The sequence below is a fragment of the Streptomyces sp. NPDC001933 genome (assembly GCF_042890955.1).
In the GTDB taxonomy this organism is placed as follows: domain Bacteria; phylum Actinomycetota; class Actinomycetes; order Streptomycetales; family Streptomycetaceae; genus Streptomyces.
Map to the genome: position 1 here is coordinate 459,370 of NZ_JBIASS010000002.1, position 25,206 is coordinate 484,575.

The 25,206-nt window shown below is 73.1% G+C and carries 17 protein-coding genes; 12 read left to right on the top strand and 5 right to left on the bottom strand.

Annotated elements, in window-relative coordinates; translation table 11 throughout:
* Positions 1 to 6: 6 nt before the first annotated feature.
* Complete coding sequence (locus tag ACFYY7_RS06930; protein WP_388658021.1) at positions 7 to 687, bottom strand: 4'-phosphopantetheinyl transferase; 681 nt, start codon at positions 685 to 687, stop codon at positions 7 to 9.
* Between the two features lie 300 nt (positions 688 to 987).
* A complete protein-coding gene (locus ACFYY7_RS06935; RefSeq protein WP_388658024.1) occupies positions 988 to 1,872 on the bottom strand; it encodes a Gfo/Idh/MocA family protein in 885 nt (294 codons plus the stop codon).
* 710 nt (positions 1,873 to 2,582) lie between these two features.
* On the opposite strand from ACFYY7_RS06935, the gene ACFYY7_RS06940 reads away from it, so the two are divergent.
* From ACFYY7_RS06940 to ACFYY7_RS06980, 9 genes are all read left to right on the top strand, one after another.
* Positions 2,583 to 4,421, top strand: a complete 1,839-nt coding sequence (locus tag ACFYY7_RS06940; RefSeq protein ID WP_388658027.1) for a hypothetical protein — start codon at positions 2,583 to 2,585, stop codon at positions 4,419 to 4,421.
* Positions 4,422 to 4,450: 29 nt separating this feature from the next.
* Positions 4,451 to 5,659, top strand: coding sequence for a hypothetical protein (locus ACFYY7_RS06945; protein ID WP_388658029.1), 1,209 nt, complete (start codon positions 4,451 to 4,453; stop codon positions 5,657 to 5,659).
* A complete protein-coding gene (locus tag ACFYY7_RS06950; protein WP_388658030.1) occupies positions 5,653 to 8,310 on the top strand; it encodes a hypothetical protein in 2,658 nt (885 codons plus the stop codon). The genes ACFYY7_RS06945 and ACFYY7_RS06950 overlap by 7 nt, the downstream gene beginning before the upstream one ends.
* Positions 8,307 to 9,698, top strand: coding sequence for a hypothetical protein (locus tag ACFYY7_RS06955; protein WP_388658033.1), 1,392 nt, complete (start codon positions 8,307 to 8,309; stop codon positions 9,696 to 9,698). The genes ACFYY7_RS06950 and ACFYY7_RS06955 overlap by 4 nt, the downstream gene beginning before the upstream one ends.
* Positions 9,695 to 11,257, top strand: coding sequence for a VWA domain-containing protein (locus tag ACFYY7_RS06960; RefSeq protein ID WP_388658035.1), 1,563 nt, complete (start codon positions 9,695 to 9,697; stop codon positions 11,255 to 11,257). Before ACFYY7_RS06955 ends, ACFYY7_RS06960 begins: the two co-directional genes overlap by 4 nt.
* The gene (locus tag ACFYY7_RS06965) at positions 11,254 to 11,931 is read left to right on the top strand and encodes a 4Fe-4S single cluster domain-containing protein (protein ID WP_388658038.1); all 678 of its coding nucleotides are present in this window, start codon (positions 11,254 to 11,256) and stop codon (positions 11,929 to 11,931) included. Before ACFYY7_RS06960 ends, ACFYY7_RS06965 begins: the two co-directional genes overlap by 4 nt.
* A complete protein-coding gene (locus tag ACFYY7_RS06970; protein WP_388658040.1) occupies positions 11,921 to 13,297 on the top strand; it encodes a hypothetical protein in 1,377 nt (458 codons plus the stop codon). The genes ACFYY7_RS06965 and ACFYY7_RS06970 overlap by 11 nt, the downstream gene beginning before the upstream one ends.
* The gene (locus ACFYY7_RS06975; protein ID WP_388658043.1) at positions 13,294 to 15,885 is read left to right on the top strand and encodes an AAA family ATPase; all 2,592 of its coding nucleotides are present in this window, start codon (positions 13,294 to 13,296) and stop codon (positions 15,883 to 15,885) included. The genes ACFYY7_RS06970 and ACFYY7_RS06975 overlap by 4 nt, the downstream gene beginning before the upstream one ends.
* A 364-nt stretch (positions 15,886 to 16,249) precedes the next feature.
* Complete coding sequence (locus ACFYY7_RS06980) at positions 16,250 to 16,615, top strand: PH domain-containing protein (RefSeq protein ID WP_376625529.1); 366 nt, start codon at positions 16,250 to 16,252, stop codon at positions 16,613 to 16,615.
* Between the two features lie 185 nt (positions 16,616 to 16,800).
* Here the strand turns inward: ACFYY7_RS06980 and ACFYY7_RS06985 are convergent, their stop codons facing one another.
* Positions 16,801 to 17,826, bottom strand: a complete 1,026-nt coding sequence (locus ACFYY7_RS06985) for a hypothetical protein (protein ID WP_388658047.1) — start codon at positions 17,824 to 17,826, stop codon at positions 16,801 to 16,803.
* A 169-nt stretch (positions 17,827 to 17,995) separates the two neighbouring features.
* Between ACFYY7_RS06985 and ACFYY7_RS06990 the strand changes: the two genes are divergently transcribed.
* The gene (locus ACFYY7_RS06990; RefSeq protein WP_266729200.1) at positions 17,996 to 18,325 is read left to right on the top strand and encodes a CU044_2847 family protein; all 330 of its coding nucleotides are present in this window, start codon (positions 17,996 to 17,998) and stop codon (positions 18,323 to 18,325) included.
* A gap of 38 nt (positions 18,326 to 18,363) precedes the next feature.
* Positions 18,364 to 22,704: a tetratricopeptide repeat protein gene (locus ACFYY7_RS06995; RefSeq protein WP_388658050.1), complete on the top strand. Its 4,341-nt coding sequence runs from the start codon at positions 18,364 to 18,366 to the stop codon at positions 22,702 to 22,704.
* Between the two features lie 29 nt (positions 22,705 to 22,733).
* On the opposite strand, the gene ACFYY7_RS07000 is transcribed toward ACFYY7_RS06995, so the two are convergent.
* Complete coding sequence (locus tag ACFYY7_RS07000; protein ID WP_388658404.1) at positions 22,734 to 23,600, bottom strand: peptidoglycan-binding protein; 867 nt, start codon at positions 23,598 to 23,600, stop codon at positions 22,734 to 22,736.
* A 410-nt stretch (positions 23,601 to 24,010) separates the two neighbouring features.
* Between ACFYY7_RS07000 and ACFYY7_RS07005 the strand changes: the two genes are divergently transcribed.
* A complete protein-coding gene (locus tag ACFYY7_RS07005; protein ID WP_388658052.1) occupies positions 24,011 to 24,367 on the top strand; it encodes a hypothetical protein in 357 nt (118 codons plus the stop codon).
* Positions 24,368 to 24,728: 361 nt separating this feature from the next.
* Here ACFYY7_RS07005 and ACFYY7_RS07010 read toward each other — a convergent pair whose 3' ends face one another.
* On the bottom strand, positions 24,729 to 25,205 hold the full coding sequence (locus tag ACFYY7_RS07010) for a hypothetical protein (RefSeq protein ID WP_388658055.1): 477 nt from the start codon (positions 25,203 to 25,205) through the stop codon (positions 24,729 to 24,731).
* Position 25,206 lies beyond the last annotated feature (1 nt).

Below are 25,206 nucleotides of genomic sequence, written 5' to 3' on the forward strand. Positions count from 1 at the left end.
CAGAGGTTACGGCGCGGGGTGGTTCCCGACAACGATCGCGGTGAGCAGCAGCCCGTCCTCGGCCAGCCAGCGGCCGCTGAAACGGGCGGGGACCGCCGTCACTCCCGTCCCGGCCGCCGGTTCCAGGTCGGAGACCAGCAGTTCGGCCGTGAAGCTGCCGTCGAGGCGGAGCTCGATGTCGGCCTCCTCGAAGCCCAGCCAGCGGTGGGTGAGCGGGAACCAGGCCTTGTACACGGCCTCCTTCGCGCTGAACAGCAGGCGGTCCCAGTTGATCCCCGGTTGCTCCAGGCGCAGTTCGCGCTCGCGCCGCTGCTCCGTCACCAGCGCGATGCTGCTGTGCACGTCGCCGGGCAGCGGCGCGTCGCCCTCGGCATCGATGCCGACGGTGAGCACGTCGGTCCGGTGGGCCACGGCGGCGGCCCGGTAGCCGGTGCAGTGGGTCAGGCTCCCGACCGTTTTCTGCGGCCAGAGCGGGGCACCGCGCTCGCCCTTGAGGATGGGGACGGGGGCGATGCCCAGCGATCCGAGGGCGCGGCGGGCGCAGTGACGCGTCGTGGCGAACTCCCCGAGGCGCTTCGCCACGAATCCGCGGGTCAGCTGCTCCTCTCCGGGCAGGAGTACGGCATCGGGCAGGTCGGAGAACGCCTCTGCCACGGCTACCCGGGACGGCAGAATTTTCTCGATCATGATCTCCCCTTACCGGCTGGACAGCACCATCCTGCCTGGTGCCGGGAGCTCGCCCAACCGCCCGGTGGCCACAGAGCCCCGGGCACATGACCTCATGGCCCGGAACTCATGGCCCGGAACTCAGGGCTCAGGACTCGGGAGCCAGGACGGTCCGGGAGTCGGCGGGCTGCGGCCAGCGGATCTGCGTGGCGCACAGGGACACCAGGATCGCCGAGACGGCGACGGCGCCCATGCCCCAGCCGTCACGCGAGCCGGCATGCGCAGCCTGCGACGGTGCTTCTCCGGGGTGGTGCGCGCGACTCAGCGGGCGGTGGCGGACACCTCGCTCGGGGCAGTGTCGGACGCCTCGCGCACGGCGGTGGCGACCGCCTCCAGGACCTCGATGGGGCGCAGCAGGTCCCCGTAGCCGATCGGCGGCGTGCCTGCACGCGCCATCCCCAGGAACACTTCGAGGCCGGGCAGGCAGTAGTCCGCGCCCGGGGTCAGGGTCTGCTGGACCATGCTCTGCCGGGTGAACGTCATTGCGTGGAAGGGGATCTGGTCCGCACTGCCGGGCTTGACGAGGTTCACGACGACGCGGGTGTCACCGGCGGTGAACGACGCGACGACCGTGGTGCCGGTGATGTCGGTCCGTACGCCGGAGATCTCGCCGGGGGCGAGCCGGAGGGCGATGTCCACCGCGTGGATGCCGTAGAAGAAGATCCCGCCGTGGTCGCCGGCGGGGTCGGCGGGCCCGGACACCACGACCAGCTCCGGCCGGCCTCCCGGCGCGGACCGGGCCACCAGCGCCTCGGTGTCCGGGATCCAGCGGAGCGCCGAGGACGAGGTGAGCGGCGCGCCGTGGGCGCGTGCGGTGTCGATCATGACCCGGGCGTCCGCGACGGTGCGGCTGAGGGGCTTGTCGACGAAGACCGGAAGGCCCTGGGCCAGGAAGGGGACCGCCTGGTCCCGGTGGTTCGCGCCGTCCCGGTCCGCGACGACGACGGCGTCGACCAGCCCGAGCAGGCCGGCCGGCTCGTCGACGACCGCCGGTATCCCGCCGGCGCCCGCCAGCGTGACATTGCGCCTGCTACGCCCACCGCTGAGTGCCACGACGCGCGCGTCGCCGCCGGCCTTCTCGACGTTGAGGTGGCGGACGATCTGGTCGACATGACTGTTGTCGGTGCCGACGATCCCGATGCGCATCCGGAGAGCTTCCCTTCGAGGTGACAGGCTCGGGCCTGTCCGGCGGATCATGGCCGGGGCCGCCCCGCAGCGGCCCGCCGCACCCGATTGACCGGAACCCGGCTGACGGGGAGCCGGCGGCCCGGCCGGTGCGGCGCGGCGCACGGTCGAGTTTCGCACAGCCGTCCAGGCGTCCGAAGTCCCGTCAAAGAGCAGGCCACAGGCCCCTCGACCGGCTGATCCGCTCTTGTTCCGCCTCATTCGGTGCCGCATCCAACCCGGCCAAATGGGACCAAGGCGACACTTTTGATCAATGAAACATTTTGCGGGGATGAGAATATATTGCGCGCCTATTTCAAGCCGTTTCGAACCCGGAAATAGTTCTACTGACTCTTCGCATCCAAACCCTCACGGATTCCGCTCGCCCTATGCCAGCATGAAGCCTCCGGAACCGCGCTATTCGAGTCGGCGTCCCTGTGCAAGGGGATGCGTGCGGACAGGACCGGAGCGAACCGGACCGGGCCGAACCGGGCCGGACCGGCAACTGTTCCGAACGGCGATCAGCGCGCGACCAGGTCCTCACTGGGTCGGCCGACCGTGCGATCAGGGGGTAGGGGTCATTGACCGGAAGGATCGAACGAGGATGTCCGGTCTGCGGAACACCTGACGAGGGCGCGGCTCTCTGCGTGCTCTGCGGATGGCGGATGTACGGGGATCCGGTCCTGGGGGAAATGACCGAGGCGGAACAGGAGTCCGCCACCGCCGCGTTGCGGGCGGCGGAGCACGCCTGGGACGTACGGGCGGCGGAGTTGGCCTTCGCCGACGACGACGGCGCGGCGCGGTCCGCGTCGCTGCTGCGCGGCGGTCCGGCGGAGCCCGGAGAGCGGACTCGGCAGCCGTGGCCCCTTTACCCGGGAAAACTCCCGGCGCATGACTCCGCGCAGGGCCGGCAGGCCCTCGCCGACCTGATCGACGGCCGCGTCGGCGCGTTGTTGTTCATCGAATTCACTCCCGATCGCATAAACGTGATCAAGGCCGTCACGGACGCGTACGGAATACCCCGGCAGACCGACGCCGGGACCACGAAGTGGACCTCGGTCGTTCCCTCGCTCGACCGCCGTCCGGAATTTCTCCGATTCCAGCTCGCCGGTGGAATCGGCACGCTCCCGGTACCCGGCCGCCAGGATTTCGACACGGCGGTGACGCGGTGGCTCCGGGAATTCGTCCCGCCCCCGCACGCCCGCTCGATCGTGCTGGTGAACCGCCGCTCCGGCTGGGCCCTGCTGGACCGGGCGGCGGCCCTGCTCCGCGCCGCGTACCCGCCGCGGGCCGAGATCGGCCCGGCGCCCGCCGCACCGGACGGCGCGCCCGGGACGGACACCACGGACACCCGGGACGCGGTGCGCGAGGCGCTGCGCACCGCGCCGCTGCGGGCCGACCACACGCTGTTGCTCGCCCGGGTCGACCAGGGGACCGGCGCGGTTCGCACACACACCCATGTGCTCTTTCCCGCCGGTTCCCGGCTCCGGCCCGGGGAGACGGCGACCGCGGAGATCACCGTGTTCGGCGGGCCCGCCGACCGGGTGCCGGTGGTACTGCCCGTGCTGGCCGCCGCGGGCCGGGACGGCTCGGGAACGGTGGTGCTGTCCGCCCGGCAGACCGCGCTCACCGCGTTCGCCCCGGCGCGGCTGGCGTTCGTGCTGCGCGGCCCGGGGGAAGTGACGCTGGCCGGGGCGCCTGGCACCGGGGCGCCGAGCCGGCAGGCGGCCGGACGGTTGGACGGCGGGGCGACGGACGGCGCCGCCGGCGACCGCCCGGCGGATGTCTCCGCGCTGGTCGGCCGTCTTCCTCGCGGCATCATCCGGCCCCCCGCCCTGGAAGTCGTCCTCACCGTGGAGATGAGCGGCGCCGAACCGGCGGAGACCGCAGAACGGCTGGCGTTCGCCCAGGAATTCATCGCGGCCCTGGCCCGCCGCCCCGGCTCCGGCCGGCGCCTGCGCGTAGGCGTCGTGGGCCACTACGACCACGTCGTCCACGAGAACAGCTACACCCCGCGCTCCGTACTGCTTCTGACGGTCCCGCCCGGACCCGCGACGGCCGCCCGGTCCGCCCTGGCCGGCTGGCGGCCCGCGCGGCGTGAACAGGACACCGCCTCCTCGCTGGAGGACGCGCTCCGAAAGGTCCGGCTCACCATGGCCGGTACGGACAACGCCCCGCACCCCCGCGCCGAGCGCGCCGTGCTGATCGTCGGCCGCCGCCCGCCCGGACTGCCCGAGCAGCACGACGTGGTGCCGTCCTGTCCGCTCGGCGCCGACTGGCGGACCGAGCTGAACAGCCTGCGGGCCCGGGGAGTCCGGGTCATGGCCCGGCTGGACCGTGCCCAGCCGCACGTGGACGGCCCCGCGAGTCCCGTGCAGCGTTACACCGCCGCCGCGTGGGACACGCTCTCCGCCGGCCGTCCCTTCCTCCGGGGCAAGGACAGCGCGGCCGCCGTGGCCGATGTCCTCGCCCCCGCATGGCGGTGGGACGGCCCGCCCTGCCGCCTGGCCCTGGCCACTCCCCTGCTGTGATCCGCCGTTCCGGTACGAGGAGAAACACCATGTCCGTTCCGTACTACGACCCCAACGAGGACCCGCAGGACCCGGGCGCTCCCTCCGCACCGGAGGACCCGCAGCCGCCCCGCTCCTTCCCGGATGACACCACCCTGCACTGGCCCGACCCCGCCCCGCGGTCCGCCGCCCGCCCGGAGGAGACGGGGACCGAGTACTACCCCGACCACCCCGCCTCGCAGCCCTCGTACTCCGGATTCGACGGCTCCCTGGAACCGGAGGAGGTCCCCAGGCCCCCCGGCGGCACGGCGGCCGCCGGCAACGACCGGATCCGCATCGCGCTGTGGGGCGCACCGCGCTCGGGCAAGACGTCGTATCTGGCCGCGATGCCCATCGCCGCGATGCAGCAGCAGCGCCAGGGCCGCCCCAACTGGGTGATCAGCGGGATGAATCCGGAGTCCAACGAATTCCTCACCTCCGGTGTGACCCAGCTGGCGAGCGACCGGGTGTTCCCGGAGGCCACCGTGGGCGTGCGGTCGCTGTCCTGGTCCTTCCAGGGCGAGGAGACGGCGAACGCCTCGTTCCGCAAGCGCCGCGACGTGGGCTTCGTACTGGAGGTCCAGGACGTGGCGGGCGAGGTGTACGGGAGGGACGTCGAGCACGCCCTGCGCCCCCGGGTCCTCGACCAGCTGGCCCGTTCCCAGGGGCTGATCTACCTCTTCGACCCGCTGCTCGACGGCGAGCAGTCGACCAACAGCTTCGACTTCCTCTACTCGATGCTCAACGAGCTCAACACCCGGGTCCGCAACGCGGGCCGGCTCCACCGCAACCGGCTGCCGCACCATGTCTCCGTCTGCGTCACCAAGTTCGACGACCCCAAGGTGTTCCGCCCGGCGGTGGAGGCCGGCTGGGTGACGCAGGACTCCGTGGGTTCCCGGCTGCCCCGGGTGCCCGCCGAGCAGGCCGCCCGCTACTTCCAGTGGCTGTGCGACGAGTTCCGTGGCTCCAACGCCCGGCTCGTACGGGACGGGCTGCTGAACTTCTTCCACCCGCAGCGCATCTCGTACTACGTCTCCTCCGCGATCGGCTTCCGGCTCAACCCCCAGCACATCTTCGACTACCGCAATTACCTCAATGTGGAGACCGTCGACCACGTCCCCCGGATCCGCACCTCCCCCGTACCCATCAACGTCCTGGAACCGCTGACCGAGCTGGAGAGCCGGATCCGGACGGCCGCGCGCAGGCGGCGGCCGTGGTGAGCGACCGGTCCGGCGCCGCGGGGCTGCCCGCCGAGTGGGCGGTCCTGGGCAAGCACCCGGGCCAGAGCATGGGGTACGAGGTGCTGGCCGGCAGCCTGCCGAGCACCCGCGCCCAGCGCTATCTCTGGAGCGCCACCACCGGGACGCCGGACGCGCGCGAACCGGCCAGCGGCCTGCCCTGGCGGGTGTTCCTCAGCAGCGCGGAGAAGGAGACCGGTTCGGTCTGCGCCGTGGTGGACACCAGCTGGGACGGCTCCAAGGACGGTACCGGCAGGCCCAGTTACACCTGGCGGCTGCTGCTGCTCGAATGGAGTGCGGCCAGCCGCGCCGGGGTGACCTGGACCGCGCTGGACCGGGCCGTCTCCCTGGCCGCGTCCGACTCCGTTCCCCGGGACGCCACCGTGACCCCGGTGCGCACCCCCGCCACCGAACTGGCGGGCACCGTGGACCGGCTGGGCTTCGAGTGGGCCGCCGGGATGGCCGCCCTGCTGCTGGACGGCCATCAGCTGGTGATCACTCCGCCGTCCGGCGGCACCGTCCCCGACGTCGCCGAGCGGGTCCGGATCCTGGACGCCGTCTGCTCGCTGCTGCCGTACGGCTGCCGTGCCTGGCTGAGCGGCGCCACCTGGACCGGCAAGGCCGAGCACGGTCTGCGGCTGGTCTTCGCCGCCGCCGCCCGGACCGGGCAGCAGGAGGTGGCGCTGCGCACCGGCCGCCCGCCGGCCCCGCAGGGCGAAGCGGCCCGCACCTATCTCGCCGAGCTGCTGCGGGTGCGGGCGAAACGGGAGTCGACGACCGACGTGGTGGCCCATCTGCTGGCCGCCACCGCCGCCGTCGCGCTGCGAGAGCCCGGCACGGCGGTACGCGTCCTCCAGGAACTGGACCTGCTGGACTCCGTGCTGAACGACATCCGGCGGGGCCGCGGCAGGGTCGACGACGTACAGCGGCTGCTGGATCTGCAGGCGGCCGGGTCACTGGACGAGCAACGGCTCGGGATCCTCGTCTCCTTCCTGGCCGGGTGCGCCCGGCGTCCGGACGGCGCGGCCGCGCGGGCCGTGCTGACCCGGCACTGGACACCGCGGGTCCCGGACCTGCTGGCCACCGATGTCGTCTCGCACGCGGCGTCGAAGGAGACGCTCACGCTGGCCAAGGGGTACCTGGAGCTGCTGCGCGGTCTTGAGGGGCCGCATCCGGGCTCGTTCGAGCGGCTGTTCACCGTTCTGGCGGCCACCGAGAGCTACGACCCCGCCTGGGTCGGGTCGCTCGCGTACATGGTGGAGAGCAAGTTCGGGCACACCTCCGAGGCGGTCGACCGTATCCTGGTCGACTCGCGGGAGGCCGGGCCGGCCTGGCTGCGGGTGCTGTTGGGGGACCGGGTCCGCGACCTGCGGCCGCTGTCGCGCCTGGTGGCGCTCGCCGGGCAGGTCCGCGTCGACCACAGACCGGGCTGGCTGCGCTTCGCCGGGGTCCTGACCGGGCAGACCGGTCCGGCCGAGGTCTTTCCGGGCGACGCCGCCGAGTTCGCCTCGGCGCACGAGGACGCGTGGCGGATCGCTCTGGAGACCGCGCGTCAGCTCGGCCGACCGGTCGTGTTCGGCCTGATGTGGGACGTCCTGCGGCAGGCCGTCTGCAGTGGCGGGCAGCGTGACGTACTGGCGCTGCTGGACGCCCTGCTGCCGCCCGGGGCGCCGGACCTGCTGCCGGAAGCGGCCGCCGACGCCGACCTGTTGCGGGTGCTGGCCGGGCTGAACGGCGCCGATTCCCGGCTCGCCCTGTCGATGTCCCGGCTGCGACGGCTCTCCGCCGACCCCGCCGTTCTCGACGCCTACGCCGCCGCGATCGCACGACGGACCGAGGGCGACCCCGCGTTGAAGGACCGGGTGGTCGAGGCGCTGCTCGGTGACGAGCCGGACCCCGGCAACTCCTGGACGGTGCTGTCCTGGTGGATCCGCCGGCGGCCCAGCACCGAGGCCACCGTGCGGGACGGGCTGGCCCGGCGGCTCGCCTCGGCCGACTACTCCCGCTGGGTCGGTATCGACCTCCCCGAGGACCTGGTCGACAGCCTGGCCTACCGCAGCGGCCTGGGGTGGCTGCGCCCGGTACAGCGGCTGCGGGTCGCCGCCCGCGGCCGCGCCGAGGTGAGCGAGTTCAGCCGCATCATCGCCGACGCCTGCCCCGACCGCCGGTTCTCCGGCCCCCTGCTGGACGAGATCGCCTCGCTCATCGGGGACTTCGGGGCGTGGTGGGCCTTCGACCTCACGACGGAGCTGGACCAGCGGCTGCCCGGTCTCGGGTTCGCGGTGTACGAGGCGCTGGGCAGCAGCCCGTTCCACCGGGAGGTCCGCGACCGGCTGGTCCGGTACAGCGCCGACGAGGAGAACCGCCACCGCCGTATCCTCGGGGCGCTGCGCGCCGCCGCCCCCGGCCACGACCGGCCGCCCCAGCGGGCCGCGTACCGTCCGCCGCCGAGCCCGGCCGCCGGGCCCGTCCCCGGCGCCGCTCCGGCCGCGCCGCCTCCGCCGCCGCAGCCTCAGCCGCCGGCCACCGGGTACCCCGAGCACCCCGACGACCGGACCGTCGCCCAGCAGTACCAGGCGGACGACCAGCGCCGCGGGCTCCTCGGCCGGTTCAAGAACCGGGGGCGTCCGTGAGCGCCATCGCCATCGACATCGGCTCCGGGTACGCCCGGATCGCCCGCGTCGGCGCGCACGGGGCGCCGGAGCTCGTCGAGTTGCCGGGGGCGGTCCCCGGCGAGGGCCTGCCGGTTCCGGCCGGGGAGGACGGCCGGCGTGACGCCGCCCTGCGCGCGGCCTGCTCCGCGTACGTCGGGCAGCACGGCGTCCCGGACCGGTTGGTGATCGTCGCTCCGCCGCGGGACCGGTCCGGGCCGCCGGGCCACGGGGCCGACGCGTCGGCCGGTCTGCACGGGACCGGCTGCCGGATGCCGCCGCCGAGCTTCCTGAGCACCCCGCACGCCGTGCTGGCCCTGCTCCGGCACGCGGGGACGGCGACGGCCGGCCGGCACGTGGTGTGCGACCTCGGTGCGGCGGCGGCCGAGGTGTCGGTGTGCGTGGTGACGGCCGGTGCGGTCGCGGTCGCAGGGTCCGCCCGGCACGCGCCCGCGGACGGGTACGGGGCCGGTTTCGAGGCGGCTCTCCTGGCGGAGGCGGGCCTGCCCTGCGACGAGGCGGGCCGCCGGGTGCTGGCCGGGCTCCGGGGCGAGGACGGCGCCGCGCTCCGTCTGGACCTGGCCCTCGACCGCGCCGAACGCAACCCGGAGCGCTACGACGCCACCGCGGTCCACCGCGTGGCGGGGCGCGCCATCACCGCGGGCACGGTCCGCCTGGCCCTGCGCCGGCTCGCGGCCGGACTGGACCTGGCGACGGCCGAAGCGCTGGACGACGCCGCTCCCGCTCCCGCGGAGGAGGCCTCTCCTGCTGAAGAAGCCGCGCGGGCGGCGGTCGGCGGGCTGGTCGCGGTGGGCGGCACCGCCCGGTTCGCGCCGCTGCTGCGGCATCTGACGGGCGGCGGGTGGCCCCTCGTGCCGCTGCCCGCCGGCACCGATCCCGCGCTCGCCGCGGTGTACGGCGCCGCGCTCGTCGCGGCCGGCCTGGCCGACCCGGCGGACCGCTACCCGTACGCCGTGTGCGTGGGCGCCCATCGGACCGTGGCGGGGCGGCCGGAGAACCAGGAGCTGCTGGTCTGCGGGGCCGGGCTCCTGGAGCCGGGCGGCGCGGCGGTCTTCGCGGAGGCGGGCGGGAAGCGGCTGCGGGTGCGGACCGGGCCGGCGGGAACCGGGGCCGGGCGGCCCGTGGAGGTGCGGGTGCGCGATCCCGAGGGCGCCGTGAGCGTGCCGGTGCGCACCCTGGCGCTGCCCGGTGGCGCCGAGGACGACCGTTTCCATCTGGGTGTCCGCCTCGCCGTGGACGGGACGGCCCGGCTGGTGCTGCGTCCGCTGGACGCGGGGGCACCCGCGGAATTCCCGCTCGGTGAACTGCCGACCGATCTCAGGACCGATCCCAAGGGAGTGCGTCTGTGAAGCACACCAGCCCGTCGTGGGCGTTCCGGTTCGGGCGCGGATGCGCCGTCGTGCTCACGGCGGCGCTGCTGGCCGCGCCGGTGACAGCCGCTCACGCGGCACCGGGCGGTCAGGACCCCACCCGCGCCGAGATCTACCGGGCGCTCGCGCTGGACCAGGCGCCGGGCGACCATGTGATCCTCGTGGACACCTCCGGTTCGATGGCGCAGGGCGGCCGCTACAGCACCGTGCGTTCGACCCTGCGCCGGTTCCTGGACGGCCTCACACCCAAGGACCACGTCGCACTGTTCACATTCGACTCCCGGCCGGAACCCCGGTACATCGGTCCGGCCGGGGACACCGCGAGGATCGTCGCGTCGCTGCCGTCCAGGCCCGATCCGGCGGGTGACACCGACATCGGCGCCGCGCTGAACACCGCGCTGACCGAGCTCGGGCGGGACGGCGCCGCTCCCGTGGCCTCGGTCGTGCTGCTCACCGACGGCGAGCACCATCCGCCGCGCGGCTCCCGCTACCCCACCGCCTCGGGCACGCCCTGGGCACAGCTGCACCAGCGGGCGCAGGCCCTCACCGCCCGGACCGAACTCGCGGGATACGCGCTCCCGTTGAGCAGCGGGGCGACCGGCGCCGATCTGCTGGGCAGGGTCGTCGAGGGCACCTCGGTGCTCCGGCCGCAGAGCATCCAGGACCTCGGCGGGTACCTGGCGCGCGCCGGTGACCGCGCGCGGGCCCGCAAGGCCGCCGGGCTGCTCGCCGGGGACGCGGACCGGGGCGTTCGCGCCGACTGGCAGGACACCGGCGGGACCGATCTCAGCAGCGGTTCGGCCACCGCGAAGCTCACCCTGCGGTCCACCACCCGCCATCTGCCGCTGACCGTCGACGGTTTGCGGGCCTCCCTGGCCGGTCCGTCCGTGGCGATCGCCGGACTGCCCGGCCGGGTGACCCTGGAACCGGGTGAGTCCCGCACCTTCGACGTGCGGCTGACCGGCCGGCTGGCGGGGGGCCCGCTGCCGTACCGGCGTACCGAGCACGCCGATGCCACGCTGCGGCTGACCGGCCGGGTCGGCTCGGCCTGGGAGCGGCCGCTCGCCCCGGACGTCGGTCTCGACATACCCCGCGCGGTGCACGTCGAGCGGAAGTCGGTGCCGCTTCGGGCGACCGCCGGTTCGGTGGTCCTGCTGCCCGCGCTGGCGGCGGCCCTGGTGCTGGTGGCGGTCGGGTCGTGGCTGTGGTGGCGGCGGATCAACCGGCCGCTGCTGCGGGGGGTGCTGCTGGTGGCGCCCGCGTTCGGCGAGCAGCTTCCGGACCGTGTGGTGCTGGCGGGACGCCGGGGGGTGCTCGGGCCGCCCGCGGTGGGCGGGCACGGCCGGGTCGTGGGCAGGCTCCGGTCCACGGAGCAGGGTCCGCGGACCGATCTGCGCATCTGGTACACACCGGACGGTTCCACCGCCCGGGAGACCGTCGCCACCTGCGCCCCGGGCGGCAGGGTCGTCGTCGGCGGCATGTCGTTCACCTATGTCGCCGACCCGGGCCCCGCTCCGGCCTCCGGGTGGCCCCGGTGACCGGCACCGCGCTGAACGTGGCGGCGACCCGGGTCGGCACCGAGGTGCTGGGGCCGGGGGTGCGGTCCGTGCTGTGGGTCCAGGGCTGCCCGTTGTCGTGCGCCGGGTGCATGGCGCCGGACTGGATTCCCTTCCGGCCGGCCCGGAGCGCCGAACCGCTTGAGCTGGCCGAGGAGTTGCTGGCCGATCCGCGCGTCGAGGGCCTGACGTTCTCCGGCGGCGAGCCGATGGCGCAGGCGGCCGGGCTGGCCGAGGTGGCGAGGGCTGCGAAGGCGGTCCGGGACGTGTCGGTGATCTGCTTCACCGGCCACCGGCTGGAACGGCTGCGGAGCCGGCCGCCCAGCCCCGGCGTGCGCCGGCTCCTCGACGAGACCGACGTACTGATCGACGGGCCGTACGTGGCCGCGCTCGACGACGGACGGGGGCTGCGCGGCAGCTCCAACCAGCGCGTCCATCTGCTCACCGCACGGTACGCGGACGGCGGCTACGACTTCGTGGGCCGGCCCCGGGCCGCCGAGATCGCCGTCAGCGGCCCGGAGGCGCTGCTCGTCGGGGTGCCTCCGCCCGGCCTGATCGGCGCCTTCGACCACGCGGTCGACGCCGTTCGCAGCCGGATGGCCGGCCCGGTACCTCCCCACGCATCAGAAGGACGGGAACCCCACCATGAGCGGTAGGAAGCGCATCCAGGTCGACGAGTCGGAGTGGTACCGCATCCAGCGCCAGGCGCAGCAGCTGAAGGAGGTGAAGCGGAGCGTCCCCCGCCTCATCGACGCGGTGCGGGAGCAGACCGCGGCCGACCTGGACCGGGTGTTCACCGAGGTCGAGCAGCGGCAGCAGCGGCACGAGTCGGTGGTCCGGGAGCTGAGCGAGCAGACCCGGCGCCTGGAGGCCGACACCGCGCGACAGCTCGGCCGGCAGGCCGCGCAGCTGCGCGGGGAACTGGCCGCGTCCGCCGGGCAGATCCGGCAGGAGACCCGGCAGCGGCTGGCCGAGCAGCAGGAGCGGACACGGCGGGAGATCGCGGCCGAACGCGCCGAGCGACGGGCCGAGACGGCCCGGCTGTCCGCCGAGATCGACTGGTGGAAGGAGGACCGGACCCGGGCCGGGCAGCTGGTTGCGGCCTGGCTGTCCGACGCCGGGGCGATGGCCGGGGCGATCACCGAAGCGGGGCTGCACGAGCGGTACGCGCCCGGTGAGCTCGACCGGCTGACGGGCCGGCTGACGACGGCGGAGCAGAACGCGGCGCAGGGCAGGTTCGACGCGGCGCTGGCGATGGCGCAGGAGACGTACCACTCGCTCAGCGAGCTGCGGGCGGAGACCGAGCAGCGGGAGCTGGAGCGCTGCACGGCGCAGATCGCGGCCATCGACGCCCTGGTCACGGTGGCCAACGAGATCGAGGGCAACCGGATCCAGCCGGTCGTGGCTCCTGACGGGCAGCCGCTGGACGGGTACACGGTGGACGTCGACTACTGGTCGGACGGCGAGGTGGACCGGCTGCGGCAGGAGACCGAACAGGGGCTGGCGGGCGCCCGCGACGACCGGACCGGCACGGCGGAGCTGCGCCGGCTGCGGGAGGAGGAGGCGCCCCGGCTGGAGAAGGCGCTCGGCGACACCGTGGGGCAGGCGTGTCTGCGGCATCTGTCCTCGCAGATCCGGGTGAACCTGGCGGACGCGGTGACCCAGGCCCTGTCCGGGATGGCGTACTACGAATTCGTCGACGGCGAGTACGAGGACTCGGACCCGCGCGGCTCCTACTACGCCAAGCTCCGCCACGCGAACGGCAATGAGATCGTGCTCGACATCTCGCAGACCGACCGGGACTCCGGACAGCACGTGGTGCGGGTGCTGTCGTACGACCACGACATCACCGCCGAGGCCGAGCTCCACGACCGGGCCGAGATGGTCAGCCGGGCGATCCAGGACGACGGCCATCCGGTGCCGGCGGCGCCGGTGTCCGAGCCGGGGGTGCCCGACCCGAGGCTGCCCGACATCGCGCGCCACCGCGAACAGCCGCGGCGTCCGGCGGAGGGCGGCGCATGACCGAAGGACCGTCCGCCTTCTCCGGGCCGGTCGTGGAACGGTTCGGCGGGGCCGATCTGCGCACCGGTGAGCCGTTCACCATCTTCTACGGGCCGGGGGTGAGCGATGTCTTCGTCGACAGCGCCTACCAGGTGTGCACCCTGGAGCAGGTGCTGTGGCGACGGCTGCGGGCCGCCGGTTACGAGCGGATCGTGTTCAGCTCGACGGACCATCCGCTGTACTTCCGGGACGCGGCATCACGCGACCTGTCCCGCAGCTCCCCGGCCCGGAAACAGCTTCCGGCCCCCGGGCCGCGCACCATGCGCACCCCGGGCATGCGGGGCCCGATGGGCAACCTCCGGGTGACCGGCGCACCCGGCCCCGCCGCCGAGGCCGCTGCCGGACCGCGCCGGGAAACCGCCGGTCCACCCCGTCCGGCATCGGCGCTGTCCGATCCGTTCGCCGTCATGACGCTGGTCGACTGCCTGAAGCAGCATGACATCCGTACGGCCGTCGTCGTCCCGCACGCCGAGAACTACCTGCGCTACAACCGGGCGTCCCGGCCTCTGGCCGGTGCCATGGCCAACTGGGCCGCACAGCACGACAACGGCAATCTGTGGGTACTGGTCTTCTCGAGGACGACGCTGGAGGACGTGGCCCGGTTCGTGGAGACGTGCCACGACTACCCGCTGCTGGAGACGTACGTACGCCAGCAGGCCCGGCAGCCGGGACGGCCCGGCACCGCCAGGATCGACTATCCGCAGGCGGCCGAGACGGAGCGGCTGATCCACGCCGTGCGGCTGCGCACGGGGCTGCGGATCGAGGACTGGCGCGAACTGGACACGATGGTCCGGGCCATGGCGACCCATCCCCGCAAGGCACGCAACTGGATGGCGACGCTGGAGCAGCTGGCCGGTTCGCCGGGCTCCGCGTTGAGCGCGGCGGTGGTGCGCGAGGCGGGCGCGGCCGTCGCCCCGGCCGACGCCCGCGGTCCGTGGGAGAGGCTGGCGGCCATGTCCGGACTGGACGTGATCCGGGACCACTTCGAGCAGCTGCGGGCCGAGGTCGAGACGATGGCGGTGCTGCGCGCCGACGGCCGGGTCGAGCAGGCCGAACCTCCTTCCCTGCACCTGGTGTTCACCGGCAACCCGGGCACCGGGAAGACCACGGTGGCCCGCCTGGCCGGGGAGCTCTACCGCGATCTGGGGCTGCTGGAGCGGGGGCATGTCGTCGAGGCGAAGATGCGGGACCTGGTGGCCGGTTACGTCGGGCAGACGGCGGGGCTGACCGACGCTACGATCGACGACGCGCTGGACGGAGTGCTCTTCATCGACGAGGCGTACGGGCTGAGCGACCAGAGCGACGGGTTCGGCGACGAGGCCATTCAGACGCTGCTCACGCGCATGGAGAACGACCGCGCCCGGCTGGTCGTGATCGTCGCCGGGTACCCGGACAAGATGGCGGAGTTCCTGGCCGCCAACCCCGGTCTGGCGAGCCGGTTCGCCGAGGACAACATCCTGCGCTTCCCCGACTACCCGCCGGACACCCTGCACACCATCGCACTGCGCCGGCTGACGGAGCGGGGCGGCCGGCCCTCGGACGAGACGGCGGACCGGCTGCGGGAGATCATCACGGGCATGCACCACGTCCGGGGCGACTCCTTCGGCAACGCCCGTGACATGCGCACCCTCGCCGACAGCGTCTTCAAGCGGTGGGCCCGCCGGGTGCGCGGCCGGGTCGCCGAACCGGTCACCCCCGAGGACGTGCCCGCGAGCTACCGCGAATTCCTGCGACGTCCCGCGCCGGACCCCGCGGAGCTGCTGGCCGAACTCGACGCGTACGTGGGTCTCGAAGCGGTACGCGAGGTGCTGACGAACCTGGCCGGGCGGCTGCGGCTGCGCCAGGCCAGGGGCCAGGACGGCTTCGCCCCGCCGCATCTGCTGTTCACCGGCCCGCCGGGGACCGGCAAGACCACCGTGGCCCGGCTGGCCGGGGCGATGTTCCGCGATCTGGGCCTGCTGCGCAAGGGGCATGTGGTGGAGGCCGGCCGCGCCACCCTGGTCGGCGCCTATCTGGGGCACACCGCACGGCAGACGCGGCAGGCGGTGGAGGACGCGATGGACGGGGTGCTGTTCATCGACGAGGCGTACAGCCTGGTGAGCGACGCCCGGCACGGGGGTTTCGGCCAGGAGGCGATCGACACCCTGGTCCAGGAGATGGAGAACCGGCGGGGCCGCCTCGTGGTGATCGCGGCCGGCTATCCCCGCGAGATCGACGCCTTCCTGTCCGCCAACTCCGGCCTGCCGTCCCGCTTCACCACACGTGTGGAGTTCCCGCACTACGGCATCGACGACCTGGTCGAGATCCTGCGCCGGATGGCCGCGAGCGAGCGCTGCACCCTGGCCCCCGGTGTGCCGGAGCGCGCCGCCGCCTGGCTGGAGGCGGCCCATCGGCTCAGCCCGGCCGAGTTCGGCAACGCCCGCACGGTCCGCGGTCTGCTGGAGCTCATGGAGGCCCGGATGGCCACCCGCTACGACCCCGCCGACGCCGGGCAGGCCGTCCCCACGGAGTTCCTGCCCGAGGACGTCCCCGACCCGCCGTCCCGGTGACGGGCTGAGGGGCCGCAATCACAGTCGCAGGGCGTGTCCTCGGCGTTCGTAGTGGCTGCGGCGGGCCCGGGTCCGGCCGAGGCGTCTCCGGCGGCGCGATCACCCCCGCCACATGCGTCAGAACCGGCCGGCGTTGGACGAGGCGCGCGCCTCCACGCAATTGCTGCCTGCACCCGGGTCCAGCCTCACGTGCGGCTGCTGTCCTTCGTCGGGACTCTGCTGTGGGTGACCGGGCCGATCGGCCTCGCCAAGACCCTCGGCCACTACGAGTGGAGCCTCGGAACGCTGGGGAACTCGCCTGCAGACTCACCCGTTCACTGAACGACCGAAGGATGGAACGGCAGGACGAAAGACGGGGACCCCAGTGGCACTGTTCGGCAACGCGCACACCATCGATCCGGGCAAGGCGGCGCGGGAGTACGCCCGGCTGCTCGGCCAGGGCGAGCAGGTCCACGGCGCCTATCAGCTGATACGGGACGCCATCCTGCTCACGGACCGGCGCATGATCCTGATCGACAAGCAGGGGCTGACCGGCAAGAAGATCGAGTACCACTCGCTGCCGTACCGCAGCATCACGCACTTCTCCGTGGAGACGGCCGGCCACTTCGACCTGGATGCCGAGCTGAAGATCTGGGTCTCGGGGAGCGCGACACCGATAGAGAAGACCTTCACCAAGGGGGTCAACATTTATGAGGTGCAGGCGATTCTGACGCAGTTCGTCGCGCGCTGACCGCCAGGCGGCCGTCAGACCTTCGCCTCCGCGAGTCGGAACGCGCACCACACCGCCTTCCCAGGGTTCCGCTCCCCCGCTCCGCCGGACCTCGATCTGCCCACCCCGAGATCCACAGACACAGCAGAACACCACCGCAGTCACCGGCAGAGCTCACAACCGCCCTGCCAGTAACCGTGATTGCATTACTGGCCCGCCCACGGGACGGTGAACCGCCCCTCGCGGTCCTGGGCCTCGCGCTCCGTCAGTACCTGCCCGAGCGCCTCGTCTGCCGCGCGGAGCCGGTTCTCGATGTCGGCGGTGGCGGCTTCCACCTCGGCCAGGGAGAGCCGCTGCCGAGCGGTGCCGGTGCCGGCGGCCGCCCCCTGCGGCGCGGCCAGCGCTCGGGCCAGCTCCCGGTCGACGGCCGCGTACTTCCGCAACGAGGCGATCCGTGCGCCGCACGCGTCCCGGATCTGCGCCAACCGCTCCTCGGACCGGGCGAGTTCGGTGGCCGCTTCCTGGCTCTCACGTTCCTCGGCGGCCAGTACGTGCTGAGCGGCGGCGGCCCGTTCGAGGAGCTGCCGGGTCTGGGGCGCGAGAGCGGCGAGCTGGTCGTCGGAGAGCCGCACCAGGGCGTCGCTGCTGGTGCGCAGCGCCTCGTCGACCCCGGTGTCCCGGCCCCGCAGGGCGGCCAGCCGGTCCGCGATGACCTGCTGCTGCTCCTGGAGGGCGTCCAGGGCGAGCACCAGCCGTTCCAGGCGGCGCAGTTCATCGACCTGCCGGCGCAGCGCCCCGTGCCGCGCGAGCCGGTCGCGCAGCTCCTCCTCGGCGGCGGCGAGCTCGTCCAGCGCGGCACGTTCGCTCCCGACCCGGTCGGCGACCTCGGCGAGCTGCCGCATCAGCTCCTCGGTGCCGGCCGCGACCTGGTCCCCGGGCATGGCAGCGGCCAGCAGTCCCGGCAGCACGTCGGCGAGCGCGCGGCTCTCCTCCAGCGCCTCGTCCAGGTCGTACAGGGCGGCGAGCGCATGGGCGCCGCCCGCACCGCCGTCCACCTCGCCCAGCGCCGCAGCGGCTCGTCGGAACGCCTGCCCGAGCTCCCGCAGCGCGTCTGCGGCTTCCGTCCCGCCCGCCCCGGCTGCTCCGTCCGTCTCGCCTGCCCTGTCTGTCCCGCTCGCCCCGCCCGTCCCGGCGTACTCCAGCGCGGCGGTCTCATGTCCGGCATCGTTCACGACGGTCTCCGTCCCCCGGGTGCGCCGACCCGGCGAGGCCCTCCCGGGCCGCACCGAAGGTGCATCATCGCATCCCCCGGATCCTGCGCCGATCCGCTGTCGCGGCCATTATGATCGACCCACCGAAATCCCTTGCCCTGCTCAATCACCTTCGTTCCAAGGGGAATTGATGACCGAGGTAGTGTCCTTCGACGGACCGGACGGCGCCTCGCTACAGGTCGAGGTGGCCGATGACGCACCGGGGCTCGAACGGATCTCCCGGGATTCGGGCGAGGTCGTCCGGGCCGGCCGTCGGCTGGAGGACGCCCTCGCCCAGGCCCGGCCCGCGATCCGGTCGGTGGTCGACTCGGTCCGGGCGCTGGGGCCGGACGAGTACGAGATCGAATTCGGGATGAAGTTCAACGCCGAGTCCGGGGTGGTGATCGCCAAGACCGCGGTGGAGGGCCACTTCATGGTCAAGGTCCGCTGGACCCGGCCCGACCCGGACCGTACGGCCTGAACCCGGTGGCCCCCGACTGGGAGCGTCCGCCCTGGTTGGTGAGCATCCGCAGGACCGGGCACGGCGACCCGGTGGGCGCCGGACTGCTGGTCACCCCGCGGCACGTGCTGACCTGCGCCCATGTCGTACGCCCCGGCAGGGCTCCGGACGTGCCCGAACAGCCGGTCTTCGTCGGGTTCCAGTACGCCTCCGGGCACGAGCCGCTGCCCGCCTCCGTGGTGCCGGGCGGCTGGCATCCCGACACCGGGGACGGGACGGGCGATGTCGCAGTGCTCGAACTCGGTGCGCCCGCGCCCCCGGAGGCCCGGCCGGCCCCGCTGCGGACCACCGACCCCGGCACCTGGGACCACCGCTTCCGGGCCTACGGCTACCCCGAGGAGCACCGGCGCCGGGGCGTTCCGGTGCGGGGCGAGATCATCGGCCACGCGGGCAGCGAGTGGCTCCAGGTGGAGGCCGCCCCGCACACCGGCTGGGGACTGGAGAAGGGCTTCTCCGGCTCCCCCGTGTGGGACGTCAACAGCCGGGGCGTCGTCGGCATGCTGGTCGCCCGCGACACGGTGACCTCGGTGGACCGGCGCACCGCGTACGCGATCAAGGTCGAGACGCTCGTCCGCTACTGGCCGGAGCTCGGGCAGCACGTCAAGGGCTCGACCGGCACCGAGCTGCGGGACCGGCTGGAGAGCCTGCTGTGGGTCCCGCTGACCGGGGACGGCGAGATCCCCCGGGTCGACGAGGTGGACCCGTACGACATCGGGGTGGCCCGCTCCAAGTACGGCGGCTCCGGAGGCGGCGATCCGGGGGCCGGTGCTCCGTACGTACCCCGCCGCGCCCAGGACGACCGGCTCGGCGAACTCCTCGCGGACCGGCGGTTCGTGGTGCTGGCCGGGCGCTCGAAGGCGGGCAAGTCCCGGACCCTGTACGAGGCGCTGGTCCGTACGGTGCCGGGCGCCCGGCTGGTCGTGCCGCGCCCGGACGACTCGGGCCGCCGGGTCCTGGACGATCTCAGCCGGCTCCGGCTGCCCACCGGATCCGACCCGGTGGTGCTCTGGCTGGACGATCTGCACCGCTATCTCCGGCCGGGCGGCCTCGATCTGCAGATCCTGGACCGGCTGGCCCGGCAGGAGCCGGCCGTCACCGTCGTGGCGACGATCCCGGCCGCGCAACGGGCCGCGCTGACCGGGATGGAGAGCGAGATCGGCCGTATCGCGCGCACCGTCCTGAACAAGGCGAGCACTGTCGAGCTGCCGTCGCTGCTCGCCCCCGAGGACGCGGCGACCGCCCGGGAGGCGTACCCCGAGGAGGACTTCACGGCCCGGGGCATCGGCGAACTCATGGTCGCCGCGCCCAGCCTGGAGCAGCGCTTCGCGGACGGGATCGACAGCTGCCCGGCCGGGTGGGCGCTGGCCAGGGTGGCCCTGGACTGGCTGCGCATGGGAGTCGCCGAGCCGGTCCCCGAGGCCACGCTGCGGGAGCTGTTCGCCGCCTACCTGGCCGAGCACCGCCCGGATCTGGACGCCGACGAGAGCACGTACCGCACCGGTCTGGCCTGGGCCCGGGAACCGGTGGCGGGCACCATCGCCCTGCTCCACCGCACGGGGGCGCCCGACGGTCCCGCGGAGTACGCCGGCACTCCGTACATGTCGGAGTACCTGGACACCCGCGACGACGATCCCTCGGCCGCGGTGCCGCGGTTCGCCTGGGAGTACCTGGCAGGCAGCCGGGCGGCCACCGAACTCCTGCCGAGCGCATACACGGCGCTGGTCCGGGGCGAGTCGGAGACCGCCGAGCGGATGCTGCGGCGGGTGGCGGACGGCTCGGACGACCGGGACGGCGCGGCGTGGGCGATGCTGGTGCTCGGCGAGATGTATCTCTACCGGGCGGAGTTCACGGCGGCGGCGGACCGGTTCGAACGCGCCGCCGCCACCACCGTGGACAGTGTGGTCCCGCTGGCACAGGTCATGCTGGCCGAGATCCTCATGATGGCCGGTGACCGGGACCGTTCGCGGCAGTTGCTGGAGAGCGCCGTGGGCGCCCTCGATCCCCAGCTCTCCCAGATGGCCCAGGTCAGCCTGGCGGCCCTGCTCTTCGCGGAGGGCGAGAGCGACCGGGCCGAGCGGCTGCTGGAGTCGATCGTCGCCGCCGGGGACCACGAGGTGGCGCACCGGGCGCAGGCGCAGCTGGTCAACGCACTGACCGGGGCCGGTGAAGCCGCCGGTGTACGGACCGGGCAGGTGGCGGGTGCGGACCGGGGCAAGTCCCGGGTGGGTACGGGCATTTCGCGCGGCGGTACGGCGGAGCCCGTCGAGCAGCCGTGGGCACTCTCCCGGGCGATGGGCGAGTCGATGGCGGGGCAGGTCACCGCGGTGGCACGGGCGAACCTCGGCGGAGTACTGGCCGGCCGGGGAAAGCTGGACCGCGCCGAGGAGGTGCTGCGCTCGGTGCTGGCCGGCGGGCAGTCGCACGCGGTGCCCCTGGCCCAGGTGGGCCTGGGCGAGCTGCTGATGGTGCGCGGCCGGGCCGAGGAGGCCGAGCGGATCCTGCGGGAGCTGATCGCCTCCGGCAATCCCCTGCTCGATTCGTACGCCAAGATCCTGCTGGCCGTGGTGCTGCACCCGCAGGGCCGGATCGAGCAGGGAATGGCCCTGCTGCACGAGGCTGCCGCTTCCGGCCATCCCGGCCACGGGCCGCGCGCGACCTGCGGGCTCGGCGAGTGGTACGCCAACCAGGGCGATCGTCCCGCCGCCGAGGAATGGTTCGGGCGCGCGATCGCCACCGGCCATCCGGACTGGTCGGCGATGGCCCGGATCGAGTTCGCCGTCGTGCTCGCGGCCCTGGACGAGGACCTGACCCGGCCGACGGAACTGCTGACCGCCGTCGTCGACTCGGCCCACCCCAACCTGGGCCCGTACGCCGCCGCCGTCCTCGGCGAGGTCCTCGCCCTGCACGACCGCGTCGAGGAGGCCGAGCGCGCGTACCGCACCGCCATCGACTCCGGTCACCAGCACTGGTCCCGGACGGCCCAGGTCGACTTCGCGCTCATGCTCGCCAACAAGAGGGGCGACGCGGCGGCGGCAGCGGCCCTGCTGACTGCCGTCATCGACTCCGCGCACCCTCACCAGGCCCCCCGGGCGGCCGACTTCCTCGGGGACCTCCTCGCCCTGGACGGCCGCTTCGAGGAGGCCGAGCGCGCGTACCGCGTCGCCATCGACTCCGGGCATCCGCAGTGGTCGCTGATCGCCGGCATGGACCTGGCGGGCATGCTCGCCGGTGCCGGGGACTACGAGCGGGCGGAGAGCCTGCTGCGGGTGGTGGCCGACGCGGACGACGCCACGGCCGTGGTCTGGGCGCGCGCCGTGCTGGGCACGGTGCTCGTCGCCGTGGGCCGGCGGGAGGAGGGGCTGGGCGAGTTCCGGGCCGCGGCGGAGGCGGACGCCGGTGCCGCCTCCCAGTTCGGGCGGTTCCACCTGGCCAAGTGCCTGATCGAGGACGGCGAGGGCGAGGCCGCCGAGGAGCTGCTGCGCACCGTCGTCGCGGGCGAGCCGTCCCAGGTCACCGAGGTGGCACGCGCATATCTGGCGGTGCGGCTGCTGCACCGGGAGCCCGACGCCGCGGGCCAACTGCTGGTCCGGGAGGAGGAATCGGACGACGAGGAGGGCCTCGCTCTCGCCTATCTGCGTGCGGCGGAGTATCTGCTGGACACCGGGGAGGTGCAGGCATCCGGAGAACTGCTCCAGGCGGTGCTGGAGCTGGCGGGCCCACGCACGACCCCCTGGGCCGGTGCGCTGCTCGGCGTGGTCCGGCGTTCCGTCAACGACCTCGAATCAGCCCGCCGCCTGCTGACCGACGCCCTCGCCGCAGGCGACCCGTCCGTCGACCCGCTGGCCCGGCGCTACCTCGGCAGCACCCTCTTCCGCCTGGGCCTGCTGCCCGAGGCGGCGGAGGTCCTGCTGCCACTGGCCCACTCGCAGGACACCGAGCACCGTCCGCAGGCGCTGCTGCTGCTCGGCCGGGTACTGGCCGCGGACGGCAGGCCGGAGGAGGCGTACCCCTGGCTGGAGCAGGCCATCGAGTGCGCGGACGCCGAAACCGCCGCCGAGGCACGCGAGATGTACGCGGAGCTGCTGATGAGCGAGGGCCAGCAGTCGCGGGCCCGCGAGCTGTTCGCACCACCGACACCCCCCACCGAGCCGCACCACCCCCGCACCCCCACTCCACCCCCTCCCGCTTCTGCCCCCGCCCCCGTGCCTCCTCCACCCCCTCATCCGCTCCCCGCGGCCCTGCTCACACTCCTGGGCGACGTCGCGCACGCGGAGGGCGAGGAGGAGGAAGCCGCGTTCTGGTACGCACTCGGCGCGGCGCGGTCCCCGCGTCACCAGTGAGCCGGAGCGGGTGTTGGTCGGCGCCGCCGTCACCCGGCGAGGGCCTCCCAGGTCTTCGGGCCCGCCTTGCCGTCGACGACCAGGCGGTTGACGCTCTGGTAGGCGCGCACGGCCGAGTTGGTCACCGAACCGAAGTCTCCGTCGACGGCGAGTCCCGCGCTGTGCTTGTTCAGCACCGCCTGAAGACCGCGCACATGCGCTCCGGAGCTGCCCCGCTGGAGCGAGTAGACCAGGCTCGGCCAGGTCTTCGGACCGATCTGTCCGTCCGCCACCAGGCCTCGGGAGGACTGGAACTTCTTGACCGCTTTCACCGAGACCGAACCGTAGTTGCCATCGGCGACCAGCGCGGTGCCGCGCCGGGTGATCAGGTACTGGACGGCCTTCACCGTCGCGCCCACGGCGCCCGGGTCGATGGCCGGCCAGCCACCGCCCAGGTCCACGCCCCGGGCGGCGAGGTACGACACCGGGTTGACCGTGGAACCCAGCCCTCCGCTGTGGGTCTCGAAGTGGAGGTGCGGACCGGTCACCTTGCCCGTGGCGCCCATGTCGGCGATGCGCTGCCCCGCGGCGACCTTGGCGTTCAGCGGGACCCGGAACGCGCTGAGGTGCCCGTAGTAGGTGTACCGCCCGCCGCCGTGCGCGATGACCAGACCGTTCCCGGTACGCCCCGACAGGACGCCGGTGCCGCGACGTACGACGGTGCCGGCGGCCGCGGCGTAGACGGCCGTACCCGTCGAGTTGGTGACGTCCTGGCCCGCGTGCAGGTAGGGGCCGCGCGGGGCCCCGTAGTAGCCGCCTGCGGGGAAGTGCCCCCGGGCGGGATTGCACCACCGGCCGTCCTTGAGCGTCGCCGCCGCGGCCGACGAGGTCAGGGCCGGCACGCCCGTCAACACCACCCCGAGCCCGGCGCCGACGCCCAGCAGCATCTTTCTGCGCGACGGGCCCGCCGGTCGCAGACCCATCAGTTCCTCAGCGGCTCCGTCGGCCGGACCGCAGTGCTCACACATGTCCCGTCCTCCTTGAGTTCCACGCGTTCTACGCGCGTTGCTTGGCGAGAGCATGCCAGGGAGAAGGGCGACCCTCCAGGGCCCTGCAGGCCCACCACAACCTCCGATTACGGTGGGCCCGCGGGGCCCTGGGCGAATCGCGTACCGGCATAGCAGACGGTTCGACAAAGCGTCGCAGACGCACCGACAGTCAAGGCAGGGCGGCCTCGTGTTCCTTGGTCTGGCCTTGGCCGTATGTGTTGCGATCGCCCGCGACGCGACTTCCCTCGGCGCAGAACCGGGCCATCAGCTCGGCGAGCGTGGTGACCTGCTTCGTCCGAGACAACATCGGGCACGAGGAAGTCAAGGAAGCCCTGTCGTCGGCGTCCCCCGATGAGCCGGTCGTCGTGGTGGTGGACGACGCGGAGGTCCTGGACAAGTGTGAGGCTGAGCGTCTGCTGAAGAGCCTGGTGCAGCACGGATTCGAGGAAGTCACGACCCTGGTGGTGGGTTGCCGCGAAGACAAGCTCCCGCTCGATTTTGGATGGCTCGAGGAGACGAAGAAGGGCCATCGTGGCCTTCTTCTGTCCCCTCAAGATCGGAGCACGGGCAACGTGATCGGCATCACGACCGGAGATGCCATCATCGGCTGGCCTGTCGCCCCAGGCCAAGGCTGACTACGCCTCGGCCCTCCCCGCCCACCACCCATCGTCGTCCGCGACGCCGTCTGCCACGGCGTTGACCTGCAGCCTCTGGAATACCTCGCCTGTTGATGTCACCGTGCGCAGCTGCGAGTGGAGGAGAAGATGACCACGAGGCCGTGCCGATGCCGGCCCCGAAAGGATGTCCAGTCGCTGGTCCGCAGTGGATTCCCAGGGCGGGCCGAACCAGCGTCCCGTCCTGTCGACGTCGGTGTCCGCCAGCCCACCCCGTCAACGACCGGGCCCGAACCGTATTTCGTTGAGAAAACCTCACTGCGTCGCCTTGGGCTTGTGGGCGTTGATTGGCTATGCGGCGGCCGAGAGAGGCGTAGTTGATCTACCAGGGGTGATTACGAGGCTTGCGCAGCCAGAATCCATGCGGCTCTTCACCCGAGGACGGCTTCAGCCATGGGCGGAGTTCACCCTCCTCATCCGGCACCGACCCTTGGACGAAGCGCGCATCCAGCGTTGCCAGCAGAGCAGACAACTTTATCCGGGCCTCGTCGGTCAGTGTGCCCATGGCGATCTGCAGTTGATCACGTGCATCCAGATCGTTGATGTAAGCACTGATCGGGTACTGCCCCGCTAGTTGCCAGTCGGACTCCATCCTGCGCACAAGGCGTTCCCAGGACGAGAACAAATTCTTAAGTGAATACACTGGGTCTGTAATTTTCTCACGAATGCTTGGCGCAACCCGAGATCGCTCGATTTCCAATCGCCAGGCATCGTACCGAGAGACGCTGCCGATCGCCGACGGCGTCAGCCCAGACCATAGCTCTTCCGTATTAGGCGTCTCCGCCGACCGTTCATTCATT

Bases quoted from the DNA above. Each gene is read 5' to 3' on its own strand.
- ACFYY7_RS07010 (WP_388658055.1), bottom strand. From the start codon at position 25,205: ATGAATGAACGGTCGGCGGAGACGCCTAATACGGAAGAGCTATGGTCT.
- ACFYY7_RS06975 (WP_388658043.1), top strand. From the start codon at position 13,294: ATGACCGAAGGACCGTCCGCCTTCTCCGGGCCGGTCGTGGAACGGTTC.
- ACFYY7_RS06990 (WP_266729200.1), top strand. From the start codon at position 17,996: ATGACCGAGGTAGTGTCCTTCGACGGACCGGACGGCGCCTCGCTACAG.
- ACFYY7_RS06935 (WP_388658024.1), bottom strand. From the start codon at position 1,872: ATGCGCATCGGGATCGTCGGCACCGACAACAGTCATGTCGACCAGATC.
- ACFYY7_RS06930 (WP_388658021.1), bottom strand. From the start codon at position 687: ATGATCGAGAAAATTCTGCCGTCCCGGGTAGCCGTGGCAGAGGCGTTC.
- ACFYY7_RS06970 (WP_388658040.1), top strand. From the start codon at position 11,921: ATGAGCGGTAGGAAGCGCATCCAGGTCGACGAGTCGGAGTGGTACCGC.
- ACFYY7_RS06945 (WP_388658029.1), top strand. From the start codon at position 4,451: ATGTCCGTTCCGTACTACGACCCCAACGAGGACCCGCAGGACCCGGGC.
- ACFYY7_RS06940 (WP_388658027.1), top strand. From the start codon at position 2,583: ATGACCGAGGCGGAACAGGAGTCCGCCACCGCCGCGTTGCGGGCGGCG.